17 protein-coding genes are annotated in these 13,324 nt (G+C 32.0%); 15 read left to right on the plus strand and 2 right to left on the minus strand.

Annotation, left to right across the window (positions count from 1 at the left end; translation table 11 throughout):
* Positions 1–108: 108 nt before the first annotated feature.
* From ABXT64_RS09955 to ABXT64_RS10025, 15 genes are all read left to right on the plus strand, one after another.
* Positions 109–444: a DoxX family protein gene (locus ABXT64_RS09955; protein ID WP_443632776.1), complete on the plus strand. Its 336-nt coding sequence runs from the start codon at positions 109–111 to the stop codon at positions 442–444.
* Between the two features lie 9 nt (positions 445–453).
* Positions 454–792 carry a DoxX family protein gene (locus ABXT64_RS09960; RefSeq protein ID WP_443632777.1) on the plus strand — a complete coding sequence of 113 codons (339 nt, stop codon included), beginning with the start codon at positions 454–456 and terminating at the stop codon, positions 790–792.
* A gap of 156 nt (positions 793–948) precedes the next feature.
* On the plus strand, positions 949–1,350 hold the full coding sequence (locus tag ABXT64_RS09965) for a DUF2452 domain-containing protein (RefSeq protein WP_443632778.1): 402 nt from the start codon (positions 949–951) through the stop codon (positions 1,348–1,350).
* Positions 1,351–1,355: 5 nt separating this feature from the next.
* Positions 1,356–1,643 (plus strand): TIGR03643 family protein, encoded by a 288-nt coding sequence (locus ABXT64_RS09970; protein ID WP_443632779.1) that lies wholly within the window; start codon positions 1,356–1,358, stop codon positions 1,641–1,643.
* The gene (locus tag ABXT64_RS09975; RefSeq protein WP_443632780.1) at positions 1,644–2,762 is read left to right on the plus strand and encodes an FAD-binding domain-containing protein; all 1,119 of its coding nucleotides are present in this window, start codon (positions 1,644–1,646) and stop codon (positions 2,760–2,762) included. It abuts the gene before it with no gap.
* Positions 2,759–4,231 carry a deoxyribodipyrimidine photo-lyase/cryptochrome family protein gene (locus tag ABXT64_RS09980; RefSeq protein ID WP_443632781.1) on the plus strand — a complete coding sequence of 491 codons (1,473 nt, stop codon included), beginning with the start codon at positions 2,759–2,761 and terminating at the stop codon, positions 4,229–4,231. Before ABXT64_RS09975 ends, ABXT64_RS09980 begins: the two co-directional genes overlap by 4 nt.
* Positions 4,218–4,844 (plus strand): flavin reductase family protein, encoded by a 627-nt coding sequence (locus ABXT64_RS09985; RefSeq protein WP_443632782.1) that lies wholly within the window; start codon positions 4,218–4,220, stop codon positions 4,842–4,844. The genes ABXT64_RS09980 and ABXT64_RS09985 overlap by 14 nt, the downstream gene beginning before the upstream one ends.
* A gap of 2 nt (positions 4,845–4,846) precedes the next feature.
* Positions 4,847–4,975, plus strand: a complete 129-nt coding sequence (locus ABXT64_RS09990; RefSeq protein WP_443632783.1) for a DUF2256 domain-containing protein — start codon at positions 4,847–4,849, stop codon at positions 4,973–4,975.
* The gene (locus tag ABXT64_RS09995) at positions 4,972–6,459 is read left to right on the plus strand and encodes a cryptochrome/photolyase family protein (RefSeq protein ID WP_443632784.1); all 1,488 of its coding nucleotides are present in this window, start codon (positions 4,972–4,974) and stop codon (positions 6,457–6,459) included. Before ABXT64_RS09990 ends, ABXT64_RS09995 begins: the two co-directional genes overlap by 4 nt.
* A gap of 24 nt (positions 6,460–6,483) precedes the next feature.
* Positions 6,484–6,909, plus strand: a complete 426-nt coding sequence (locus ABXT64_RS10000; protein ID WP_443632785.1) for a hypothetical protein — start codon at positions 6,484–6,486, stop codon at positions 6,907–6,909.
* Between the two features lie 147 nt (positions 6,910–7,056).
* Positions 7,057–7,224 (plus strand): hypothetical protein, encoded by a 168-nt coding sequence (locus tag ABXT64_RS10005; RefSeq protein WP_443632786.1) that lies wholly within the window; start codon positions 7,057–7,059, stop codon positions 7,222–7,224.
* A 48-nt stretch (positions 7,225–7,272) separates the two neighbouring features.
* The gene (locus ABXT64_RS10010) at positions 7,273–7,716 is read left to right on the plus strand and encodes a hypothetical protein (protein WP_443632787.1); all 444 of its coding nucleotides are present in this window, start codon (positions 7,273–7,275) and stop codon (positions 7,714–7,716) included.
* 82 nt (positions 7,717–7,798) lie between these two features.
* On the plus strand, positions 7,799–8,365 hold the full coding sequence (locus ABXT64_RS10015) for a TetR/AcrR family transcriptional regulator (protein ID WP_443632788.1): 567 nt from the start codon (positions 7,799–7,801) through the stop codon (positions 8,363–8,365).
* 59 nt (positions 8,366–8,424) lie between these two features.
* Positions 8,425–8,982 (plus strand): carboxymuconolactone decarboxylase family protein, encoded by a 558-nt coding sequence (locus ABXT64_RS10020; RefSeq protein ID WP_443632789.1) that lies wholly within the window; start codon positions 8,425–8,427, stop codon positions 8,980–8,982.
* 107 nt (positions 8,983–9,089) lie between these two features.
* Positions 9,090–10,154, plus strand: coding sequence for a T9SS type A sorting domain-containing protein (locus tag ABXT64_RS10025; protein WP_443632790.1), 1,065 nt, complete (start codon positions 9,090–9,092; stop codon positions 10,152–10,154).
* Here the strand turns inward: ABXT64_RS10025 and ABXT64_RS10030 are convergent.
* Together ABXT64_RS10030 and gldJ are read right to left on the minus strand one after the other, a co-directional pair.
* Positions 10,147–11,436, minus strand: coding sequence for a UDP-N-acetylmuramoyl-tripeptide--D-alanyl-D-alanine ligase (locus ABXT64_RS10030; protein ID WP_443632791.1), 1,290 nt, complete (start codon positions 11,434–11,436; stop codon positions 10,147–10,149). The two genes, ABXT64_RS10025 and ABXT64_RS10030, sit on opposite strands and share 8 nt — an antisense overlap.
* A gap of 69 nt (positions 11,437–11,505) precedes the next feature.
* On the minus strand, positions 11,506–13,182 hold the full coding sequence (gene gldJ / locus ABXT64_RS10035) for a gliding motility lipoprotein GldJ (protein WP_443632792.1): 1,677 nt from the start codon (positions 13,180–13,182) through the stop codon (positions 11,506–11,508).
* Between the last annotated feature and the right edge of the window lie 142 nt (positions 13,183–13,324).

Here is a 13,324-nt window from a genome sequence, read left to right on the forward strand (position 1 = left end):
TATTTTTAGACACTGAACTGCTAACTATACTTAAAAGAAGTTGCCAATTTTGAGACTAAAATATTCTATCATCACATAAGTTGATAGGATTAATAAAAATAAAATAAAATGGAAGAATTTATAAAATTAGTACAATTGATTTTGTCATTTTCTGTTGCTTATGTATGGGTTTTCAGATTTCATAATGTTATTGAAGAATTTAAAAAATTCGGATTAAGTGATCTAACCCGAAATTCTGTAGGAGCAACCAAAATCTCTTTGGCAACATTAATTGTTGTGGGTGTTTGGTATCCATCTTTAGTTTTTATACCATCTGTTCTTATGGGCTTATTTATGGTAGCCGCTCAATATTTTCACTTCAAAACGAGGAGCACTTTTATTAAGCATCTACCTTCTCTAATTCTTTTGACTTTATGTGCTTTTCTAGCATTAGTATCATTATAATAAACAGATATGGACATAAATATAATATGCGTTCTAATCTCAAGTTTTTCTTTTTTTGCTTATACTGCATACTATTTTAAATCACCTAAAATGAGAACTGAATTTAAACGGTTTGGTTTAGAAAAGTTTGGTCTAATTATAATAGCATTAGAATTTTTGGGAGCAGTAGGTTTAATAGTAGGGCTTAAGTTTAATCCAATTTTAATAATTTCTTCTTTTGGTCTTGCTTTTCTTATGTTATCTGGTTTTTTTGTGAGATTAAATTTAAAAGATAGTATATGGGTTTCTTTGCCCGCTTTGTTTTATATGGTTTTAAATACTTTTATCTTTTTTGGGTCAATAAATTAATCTAGCATTAACACTTTCAGCTTTTAATAAAAAAAATTTCCTTTATTTATAAGTGTATTTATTTGCGTTACCATTTTTTGTTTAACAAAATAAACTTATTGTTAAACGTTTCGTATCTTTGTAGAAAAGGTATAGAATTTTAACATTTGAAAAAAAATGACCGCAGATAAAAAACCAGACAATGTAGTTTTTAATGAAGAAACTCAAAAATATGATGCAGCCCTTAAGCCCTATGCAACCTCTGTGGGTGCCCCAGTAATTACCAGCATAGATACTATTGCTTGGAAGAACCGAAGCATTAGTAAAATTAATCATAAAGTAGCAGCTAGGTATTTAGAGCTAAAAATGGAATATGATAAAATGATGCAAGAGTTTGACTACAACCAACTTATTTTTAATGCAACATTTTCTTTTGAACCTATTTTTGGCGAAGTATATCATTTGTATAAAAGAGAAAATGGAGAATCATTTCTTTCTCTAATAGCGCCAGATCAATGCAATTTTAACTCTCTAGGCAGTTTTTATTTAAATGCAGACCAAATTTGGGAAAAAGTATAGTTTTTATGGTAGAAACAAAACAATTAACACTAAGAGAGTTAGATCGCATCATAGAAATGGCGTGGGAAGACCGCACTCCTTTTGAAGCAATTCTTTATCAATTTGGATTGCCAGAAAAAGAAATAATTAAATTAATGCGTAGAAACTTGAAAGAATCTAGTTTTAAACGCTGGCGTAAACGAGTAAATAGTGGTGTTAGCCAGAAACATTTAAAAAAACGAAATCCAGATATTACTCGCTTTAAATGTTCTCGTCAAAAAGCAATTTCAGGAAATAAAATAAGTAAGCGATAAATGGAATTATTTAAAACCCAAGATTCTTTTTTCCCAACTACATTTTCTGAAATTCTTCAACGTGTTCGCCGAATTAATCCCATTAAATATGGTTCAACGCGAAACTACACTAATGGTTCAGTTACATATTTATCGCCTTATATTTCTAGAGGTATTGTTTCTACAAACTTTATACTTTCTGAAGTTTTAAATCGTGGTTATACTCCTGCTCAGATAGAAAAATTTATACAAGAATTAGCTTGGAGAGATTATTGGCAACAGGTTTGGGTTGCCAAAGGTGATGCTATTAATCAAGATTTAAAACACGCGCAATATCCTGTTTCAAATACTTCGATTTCAAAAGCAATTGTAGAAGCCAAGACAGGTGTTGAAGCTATAGATAAAGCCATTCAAGAATTTTATAAAACAGGTTATTTACATAATCATTTAAGAATGTATATCGCATCTATTGCCTGTAATATGGGGCAAAGTCATTGGAAAGTCCCAGCACAATGGATGTATTATCATTTACTCGATGCAGATTGGGCTAGCAACGCCTTAAGCTGGCAATGGGTGGCTGGAGCAAATGCGAATAAGAAATATGTTGCTAATCAAGACAATATAAACAAATACTGTTTCACTCAACAAAAAAATACTTTTCTAGATGTGCCTTATGACGCTTTTAACACCCTAGAAATTCCAGAAATTTTAAAAAATACTTCACAAATAATTTTAAAAACTCCTTTGCCAAATCAGAGGTCAATTAGCATTGATGAAACACTTCCGACCTGCATTTATAATTTTTACAATCTAGACCCACTTTGGAAAAAAGAGCTTACTGTAAATAGAGTTCTATTATTGGAGCCTTCGCATTTTGAGCACTATCCCGTATCGCAAAAAACGATTGATTTTATCCTTAAATTTTCCGAAGAGAATATAGATAATATTCAAATCTATATTGGAGAATTTAAAGATTTCAATACAGATTTCTCCTCCGAAAATATTTACTATAAAGAGCATCCCTTAAACAATCACTACGAAGGCATTGAAGAACCTAGAGATTGGATGTTTGATGTGCAGGGCTACTATCCTTCTTTCTTTGCCTTTTGGAAAAAATGTAAAAAAGAGCTTACCTATTGAAAAACCAAGCTATAAATATTGTTTGGTTAAAACGTGACATCCGCTCACAAGACCACGAACCGCTGCTAAAGGCAGAGCAAGCGGGTATTCCATATCGCATAATGTACTTGTTTGAGCCGTCACTCATTGAATATCCAGATACAAGTCCAAGGCATTTACAGTTTATTTATCATTCTATTGTAGCCTTAAACAAGACACTAGTTCCTTCAAATAGACGTGTTGATGTTTTCTATGGAGAAGCTATTGACGTATTTCAATACTTGAAAGAATCCTTTGATATAAGAGGCCTTTTTAGTTTTCGAGAAAGCGGGACCCAAAGAACTTGGGAGCGTGACAAACAAGTGCGTTCTTTTTGTAAAAAGCATCATATTAAATGGGAAGAGTCACAGCGAGATGGGATTCTAAGAGGAATTAAAAACAGAGATGCTTGGAACAAACAATGGCATATTGCAATGCATTCGCCAGTAATCCAAAACAAGTATTCAGTTTCAATGGAAGAGCCATTTGAACATCACTTTTCACTTCCTAAAAAAAAAGAAGCGCAATTAAAAGAATACTCGAAACAATATCAGCCCGCTGGAGAGCAAAATGCCTGGCGCTATTTAAAATCATTTACGAACCAAAGAGGTTTTAACTATCAAAAACACATCTCAAAGCCTACCGAAAGTAGAATGGGATGCAGCAGACTATCGCCTTATTTAGCTTGGGGAAATATGAGTATTAAACAGGCCTTTCAATTTATTGGCACACACCCTAACGGAACAAAAAACACGAGGGCTTTTTCTGCGATGCTTACCAGATTGCATTGGCATTGTCATTTTATTCAGAAATTTGAAGTAGAATGTAGTTATGAAACCAATTGTATTAACAGCGGTTATGAGCTATTAGCACATATAAAAAATGAAACCTTTATTAAAGCTTGGAAAACAGGCACAACAGGTTATCCCTTAATTGATGCCTGTATGCGTGCCGTTGAACAAACGGGCTGGATTAATTTTAGAATGCGCGCAATGGTAGTTTCTTTTTTAACACTAAATCTAGATCAAGATTGGCGAGATGGAACCTACCACTTAGCAAGGCAATTTTTAGACTACGAACCAGGTATTCACTATCCGCAATTTCAAATGCAGGCTGGCACAACAGGTATTAATACGGTGCGATTATACAATCCTGTGAAGAATTCACAAGAGCATGACCCTGAAGGTATATTTATAAAAAAATGGATTCCAGAACTAAGGAATGTTCCTGTTACTCATATTCACGAGCCTTGGAAAATGACACCAATGGAACAAGCTTTTTGTAGCGTTGTGATAGGAGAGGATTATCCCTTGCCTATTGTGAATTTGAAAGAAAGTGCACAAATCGCAAGAGATAAAATCTGGGGACATAAAAAGCATCCAGCAGTGCAAAAAGAGAAGCAACGCTTACTAAACACTCATGTAAATAGAACACATAATGATTTACACTAAAGAAGACATAGAAAAATTAGATCGTATTAGTCGGTTAAAAATTATTAATTCAGCTACAGGCATCAAACCTGCAAATCTTATAGGTACCATTAACAAAGAAAATCAAACCAATCTGGCAATATTTAGTTCGGTAGTGCATTTAGGAAGTAACCCTCCACTTTTAGGCTTTATATCTAGGCCTAGAACAACAGATGCAGGGCATACCTACCATAATATTATAGAAAATGGTTGTTACACGATTAATCATATTCATCCAGAATTTATAAAAAATGCCCATTACACTTCTGCAAAATTCCATGTGGATGTTTCGGAATTTAACCGTTGCAATCTTTCTGAAGAATACATCAACGACTTTATAGCTCCCTTTGTAGCAGAAAGTACCTTTAAAATGGGAATGCGTTTTGTAGAAGCGATTGATATTAAGATTAATAATACTGTTTTAGTAGTTGGAGAAATAGAGCATCTTATACTTCCTGATACATCAATAATAGCCGGTGATGTTGATTTAGAGGCTGCAAATAGTGTTGGTATTTCTGGTTTAAATAGTTACTATTCATTAAAAAAAATAGGAAACTTCCCTTATGTGAGAGTAAAAGAAGTGCCAGAATTTTAATTATGAAAAAACAACACCTTCCCCAAAAAACATGTGTCGTTTGTGAGCGTCCGTTTACGTGGCGTAAAAAATGGGAAAAGAGTTGGGATCAAGTTAAATATTGTAGTGAACGCTGTAGAAGAAATAAATGAAACAAATTAACATACTATTTCCACATCAATTATTCCAAGAGTCTCCACTTTTTGTGAAGGATGCTACTTTCTATTTAATAGAGGAATACCTGTTCTTTAAGCAGTATCCATTCCACAAGCAAAAAATAGCCTTTCATAGAGCAACTATGCAACGGTATGCAGATTTTCTTCGGAAAGATAAAAACCTTGAAGTACGCTATATTGAAGCTACAGAAGATATTTCGGATATCAGACTACTCATCCCTAAATTGAAACAACAAGGTGTTGCGCACATCAACTATATAGATCCAACAGATAATTGGCTTCAAAAAAGATTAGATAAGGGATTTTTAGAAAGTGGAATAACAGCCACTCAACATACATCTCCTTTATTTTTAAATTCTAAAGAAGACCTAGTACCTTTTTTTAGAAGTGATAAAAAGAAATACCATCAAACTACTTTTTATACAGAGCAGCGTAAAAAGCGAAATATTTTGATGGATTCTGATGGCAAACCAACAGGTGGTAAATGGACCTTTGACACTGAAAACAGAAAGAAATACCCTGCTAAAAAGATACCACCATCTATTCAATTTCCAGATATAGATAGCTATTATATAGAAGCCAAACACTATGTCGAAACGCACTTTTCAACTCATTTAGGAAGCCTTACAGAACATTCTTTATATCCAACCAGTTTTAAAACGACAAAAGCGTGGCTTCATCAATTTTTTGAGCAGCGCTTTATGGAATTTGGCACATATGAGGATGCTATTGTTGCTGAAAATTCTATACTAAACCACAGTGTGTTAACACCGATGCTTAATGTAGGTTTAATAACACCCAAAGAAATTATTGAGGCGTGTTTGCTCTATGCTAAAGAAAACAATGTACCTATTAATTCTACCGAAGGTTTTGTGCGCCAAATTACAGGATGGCGAGAGTTTATAAGAGGGGTATATGAGTCTAGAGGAAGCGAAGAACGTACCAGCAATTTCTGGAAATTTAAAAAGAAAATACCTGCTTCATTTTATGACGGCACTACCGGTATTCCGCCCATTGACCAAACTATTAAAAAAGTATTGCAAACGGGTTATTGCCACCATATAGAGCGTTTAATGGTTTTAGGTAATTTCATGATGCTGTGTGAGTTTGATCCAGACGAAGTGTATAGATGGTTTATGGAGCTCTTTATAGATGCTTATGATTGGGTGATGGTACCCAATATATACGGAATGAGTCAATTTGCAGATGGAGGATTAATGGCTACTAAACCCTATATAAGTGGCAGTAATTATCTAATGAAAATGAGCAACTACAAAAAAGGAGAATGGCAAGATATTTGGGATGGTATGTTTTGGCGATTTATGCATACCCATCGCGATTTCTTTTTATCAAATCCTCGATTGGGAATGTTAGTTAGAATGTTTGATAAAATGCCTTTTGAAAAGCAACAAAAACATATAGCGAATGGAGAAGAGTATTTAGGGTCCCTACATAATTAAAAAAGATAAATTAAAGAAAGTAAAATGATATTTAATACAAGTTATACAAACAAAGATTATACAAAAGAAAGCACCCATTTAGTAGGAAAATCATTTACTTTTTTTGAAAAAATAAAAATGGGAACTATTGGTTCTAGTAGGTTCATGATAGAAGAATTAAGTGCTAAACTACAGCCTAAGAATATGCATTCAGCAGCTATTAATTATGCGAACATTGAATTAAGACCTAAAGGAATTATCATACATTTTACAAATAGGCTAGATCGTTATTCTTGGATAATACCATTTTACCGCTTAGTTATCTATAGCACCCAAACGTTTAGCATTCATTCAAACGGAAATTGTATACAGTTTAAGAAAAACAAAAACTATCAGGATAATAAAAAGTTTATCCATAAAATGACAGATTTTAAAAACAACTATTTAAAGCTAGGGTATTATGATTCCTAAGAGATTACAAATGCTTGGTAATTTTTGAACGCGTGTTTTTAGTCGCTGAAAAATAGTAATCGATACGTTGCCCTTTGTCATCTCTTAAATATTTTTGAAAACTCCACGTTACTTCAGAACTTTTTTCATTATTTAAATTTTATAGTGGTGAATTATTTTTTTGTTTCCGCAGGAATTCTTGGGGCTAATTTTGCTTTGTCATTTTTTTTAATAGTTATAATAATAGGAGGAATGGCAGCTTCAATAGTGGTAGATACAAAAGCTTATGGAGATGAAATAATTAACGAAGCTTTTAATGTGATGATTGGTGGATAATTTTTAATCTTTGCAAACGATTAAAATTTAATAAATAGTATATCAATTATGTTCAAAAAAATAGATAAAGTACTAGCAGCGTTTGGAAGTGTAAAAGCAATGGAACGATTGCATGTGGATACATTTACTGAAGAAAAAATGGAAAATGTTGATGGCGATAAAATTGCTGAGTCTAAAGAAGGTCAGATATATGTGGGTGTTTCCGATATAAACGGGTATTTATTTTTAGAAACAATTCTTTTTAGCGGAATCAATATTAAAACATTTAATGGAGGAACCTTAAGTTTTATTGGCGGAGCTAAAGATTTTGAATTAAAATCTGATACACAAGAAATAGTTGCCGAATTTTCAACTATTTCAAACCGGTTTATGTCACAAGTTAGCTTTGATATTTCAGAAGAAGAAATTGAAAAACTTAGAAATGGTGATTTTCAACAGATTAGATTCAGTTTTAAGAAGAAGTCTATTACGATGAATCGAATTACTGCTTAAATTTTATAGTTAAAGTATAAAAAAACGTTAATAGTTTTATTGTAACTAAGCGTTTGATTAGTTTTGTTGCAGAGTTTGAAATATGGCAAGGAAAAAACAATATATTGAAGAAGAAGTAATTGAAAAGGCCATGGGTTTATTCTGGCGTAATGGATATGAAGCTACTTCTGTTCGAATGTTAGAAAAAGAAATGGGAATTAATCAGTTTTCTATATATTCTAGTTTTGGTAATAAACAAGGTGTTTTTCTAGAGAGTATAAAATGTTATAAAAGAAAAGCAAAAAATGAACTTATTGATAATCTGAAGAATTCTAAGGAAGGAAAAGGAGCAATAAAACAATACTTTAAAGATTTTATAGAATTTTCTAAGCAATCTAAAAAGAGTAAAGGGTGTTTACTTACTAATACTGTTAATGAATTAGGTGAAAACGCTGACCCTATTATAACTTCTGAAATTATAAAGTTTGCGACAGATATAAAATCTTTATTTATAGAAAAACTAAAATTCAATTCACTAATAAAACATAGTATCATAAATAAGCAAGCAAATTATTTAATGGTTTCTTTACAAGGTTTATCTGTAGCTTCAAAAATGTTTGAAGCAGATCAGCTAAATGATTTTATTGAAAATACATTTGAAAATTTATAGCTTTTTTTTACACCTAAACTAAGCAAATGCTTAGAAATATTAATTTAAAAATAATAATTATGAATTTAAAACTTAAAACAAGTGATGAACTAGTTGATATTTCAAAAGAAATATTAAATACAACAAAAAAGAAAATGGGAATGATCCCTAATATGTATGCCGGTATGGCAAATAACACTGCTTTATTAGAAGGGTATGTTTCGGCTTATACTTCTTTTAGAGCCAATTCTGGGTTTTCTCCTCAGGAGCAAGAGGTGGTCTTTTTATCAGTAGCTTATGAAAATAATTGTGACTATTGTATGGCTGCCCATAGTTTTGTTGGTGATATGATGTCTAAAGTTCCAACAGAGGTGACTGATGCAATTAGAAATAATTCAGAAATACCTGATGAAAAATTAAAGGCATTGAGCTTATTCTCTAGAGTTATGACTGTTACAAGGGGATTACCTTCTGAAAAAGATATAAATAATTTTTTAAATTCGGGTTATACAGAAAGTCATATTTTAGGTGTTATAGCTGGAATTGGTGTAAAAACGATGAGCAACTATTTTAATCATTTTTTTCATACTCCTGTTGACGATGCATTTAAAAATAGAGCATGGGAAAAAGCAATTTAATTTCAGAGGATTTTTGAGTGTATATTAAAAAATAAATTTCGCAAGTTTGCGGAATTTATTTTTTTAAATAACTATCATTTATTTTTAGTAGCTTCGAAAAAAAAACTATGAAAAGTATAATCAAATTTGTGTTCCTATTTAGTGTGTCTTTCTTAATGGCACAAAGTTATCAATCTGCTGAAAGTGTAGAGTTTGACCCTGTAAATAATCAATGGTTAGTTGCTAATGGTTCTAGAATTATTGCAGATGATGGTGAGGGAAATCTAAGTTATTTTGGTGCTGGAAATGCATCTCACGGATTAGAAGTTCTTGGAAACACTTTGTTTGCTGTTGCTTCAAATAGAATAAAAGGATATGACCTTAGCAATGAAGATGAGGTAATGAACCTTATAATACCTGGAGTTAGTTTTTTAAATGGATTGACAAATGATGGAGCAAATACGCTTTTTGTCACAGATTTTTCAGCAGGAAAAATATATTCAATCGATGTAAGTGATATTTCAAACCCAACCTATACAGAACTCGTATCGAATACAGGAGGAACACCAAACGGAGTATTATACGATGGAACAAATAATCGATTGTTATTTGTTACTTGGGGTGGTAGTGCACAAGTTAAAGCGGTAGATTTAGGAACAAATTTAGTTACGACTATTATTACAACAAGCCTTACAAATATTGATGGTATTGTCGATGATAGTTTAGGGAATTATTATATTTCTTCATGGTCTCCAGATAGAATTACAAAATATAATAATGATTTTTCTATTTCTGAAATAGTTACAACACCTAGTTTAAATAATCCTGCAGATATTGGATATAATCAAGATACAGACATCATGGGAATACCAATGGGGTCTTCAGTAATATTTGTTGATTTAAGTCTTTTGTCTAATAGCGATTATAATGCAAATACCTATGAATATTTAGTTTCTTCAAACCCTATTAATGAGAGTTCATATATACAATTTACCTTACAAGATGCGGAATTTATTTACCTAAGAATTTACGATACTTCAGGTAAATTAGTGAAAATATTAATGAATGAAGAGATACAAGCAAGTACTCATAAAATTTCATTAGCTGACCTTCAATTATCAAGTGGTGTTTATTTTTCTAGGTTAACGACTCAAAAAGGCACATCACTTACTAAGAAGTTAATAGTTAACTAAAACAATTTAGATCAAGTATTCTTTCTAAAGCCATCCCACGTGAAGCTTTTATCAGGATATGTTTTTTTTGAAAATTTAGATTTTCTAGTAAAGTATTTAATGCTTCAAAATGTTCAATTTTATGAATATTTGAAGCATTTGTTTTTGTTTTATAAAAATTTTCACCTACTAAATAGGCTATTCCTTTGAAGTTTTTTTCTATATATGAAACGATGTATTGATGTTCTTTTTCAGCATCATTTCCTAGTTCAAACATATCTCCTAAAAACATTATTTTATCAGCTCCTTCAGATTGAATAAAGTTTTCAAGTGCTGCCAACATACTAGATGGGTTTGCATTATAAGCGTCTAAAATGACTTTATTGCTTTCTTTATCTATGATTTGAGATCTATTATTGGTTGGAATATATGTTTCAATTGCTTCTTTTATATCTTCTTTTGAAACCTTAAAATAGCTGCCAATTGCAATAGCAGCTGCAATATTATCGAAATTATATAATCCAATTAATTGGCTTTGTATCTTTAAATTCTGAAAAGAAACCACTACTTTTTGGCTTGCATCTATTAAATCTACATGAAAATCTTGATTTTTATTTCCGAAAGTGATGCTTTTTATCTCTTCGGAATATTTTAATTGTGTAGGGTCATTTGCATTAATAAAAATAGTTTTATTATTGTTTTTAAGATATTGATATAATTCTGTTTTTCCTTTTATTACACCTTCTAAGCTACCAAAACCTTCTAAATGTGCTTTTCCGAAGTTAGTAATGTAACCATAATTAGGTTGTGTAATATTTGATAATAATTCAATCTCCTTAAGATGATTAGCACCCATTTCAACTACTCCAATTTCTGTTTCAAGATTCATTGAAAGTAGCGTTAGGGGCACTCCTATATGATTATTTAGATTTCCAATGGTAGCAGTAGTTCTAAATTTTTTAGATAACACACAATTAATTAATTCTTTAGATGTAGTTTTTCCATTACTTCCTGTAAGTGCTATAATCGGCATGTTAAGGTAATTTCTATGAAACGAGGCTAATTCTTGTAGGGTAGTGAGAACATTCTCAAAAAGTAAGGTTTCGCCAGTGGGTAGTTGGTATTTCCTTTCATCAATTATTACTTTAATGGCACCTTTTTTTATCGCTTCTACAGCAAATTTGTTTCCATTAAAGTTTTCCCCCTTTAAGGCAAAAAACAAACAATCCTTTTTAATGTTACGTGTGTCAGTGCAAACCCCAGAGCTCTTTAAAAAATATTGATGAAGTGTTTTTATGTTCATAGAATAAAGATATAAAAAAAGCCCTCCATAATTATGAAGGGCTTTTAATTATTTTATAATAAAAGACGATTAATGTGTTGGTCTTTTTCCTTTTTTAGATTTTGAACCTACACGAGACATTGCACATCTAAACCCGATATAATCTGTAGACATATCTTGTGGAAAATATCTTCTTTGAGCAGGATCTAACCAATAATCTCTATCTCTCCAAGAACCCCCTTTATAAACTCTAACTTCATTATTAACTAAAGAAGTTCTACTTGCATCTTTATCATATTGACGATCCATTGTTCCAGAACTATCAGCAGAAACTTGGTGCTTAGGTGAATTATACATTCGTTTAGAGTCTTCTTCTTCAGATTCATCATCATCACCAAATGATTGATAGTATCTTGTTGAAGATCTATCTCCATCACGATAATCTATATTATCACTTTTAGAGAAGTTGGTTCTTAAATAAGTTTCATTTTCATCTACAGGTACTTGAACGATTTCACCCGGCAAGTCTCTAGCAATAATTTTACCATTACTTAAGGTATCATAAACGATAGAGTCTGCGGTTACAATTTTCACTTTTCCATCTTTATCGATAAAGTTTTTTGTATATACATTTCCTCTATAGTAGTTAAAATCATTAAACTCATCATCTACAATAGGTCTGTAAACATCAGCAACCCATTCAGCAACATTTCCTGCCATATCGTATAATCCGTAGTCATTAGGCTCGTATGATTTTACTTCAGCAGTAATATCTGCACCATCATCACTCCATCCAGCAATACCACCGTAATCTCCATCACCTTGTTTAAAGTTAGCTAATTGGTCACCACGAGATCTTCTTGCTCCAGAACGAGTATATTGCCCATCCCAAGGATATTTTTTTCTACCTCTATAAACATTATAACTACGTAATCCAACTAATCCAAGAGCTGCATATTCCCATTCAGCTTCTGTTGGTAAACGATAACCTGGCATTAGCAAACCATCTTTACGTTGTACATATAAGTTAGTACTGTCTTTACTTCTTTTTGCTAAAGATTCAGATCTTTTACCGCCTCTAGTAATAGAATCATTTCCACCGTAAGTCTGTGTTGGGGCATTTAAATATGTTTTAGTACTAAAGGTCTCACCAGCTTTTGCATTATATCTAGCATCCCTAGAGGTTATTCCTTCAACCTCTAAGATCATTTCATTAACACGATCTGTTCTCCAGTTACAAAATTCTACAGCTTGTATCCAACTAACACCTACCGTAGGGTAGTCTGAATAAGCAGGATGACGTAAATAATTATTCGTCATAACTTCATTGTAACCAAGACGGTTTCTCCATACTAATGTATCTGGAAGCGCACCTTTGTAAATGTTTTTATAATTTTCATCTTCTGGAGGAAACACTGTTTTTAACCAGTCTAAGTATTCATGATACATTAGGTTGGTAACTTCTGTTTCATCCATGTAAAATGATTGAACGTGTTGCTGGTTTGGAGTATTATTCCAGTCATGCATTGGATCATCTTGTACTTTACCCATGGTAAATGTACCACCTTCAATAAAGACTAAACCTGGTCCGGTTTCTTGTTCTTTAGCATCTGGATTATGTTGGAAACCGCCTTCTTTGGCGTTCATTTTCCATCCTGTAGCTCGAGAGCTACTTTTATAGTCTCTGGTTTTGTTGCAACTAACCATTAATAAGGTCGAAATTACAACGATAAAAAGCTGTAGTATTTGGGTTTTTCTAAAGTTCATAGTTTTCCGGTTATGAAAAATTTGGGTTCGCAATATAGTAATTAACGATAAAAAGTCAATAATATTTTAATAATTAATAAACTGTCAGGTTCAATACTTTTTTTCTACTGACCTAAAGGAAACGTATTTGTTTCTAAAATAT

The sequence above is a fragment of the Candidatus Marifrigoribacter sp. Uisw_064 genome, from assembly GCF_047730175.1.
Lineage (GTDB): Bacteria > Bacteroidota > Bacteroidia > Flavobacteriales > Flavobacteriaceae > Marifrigoribacter.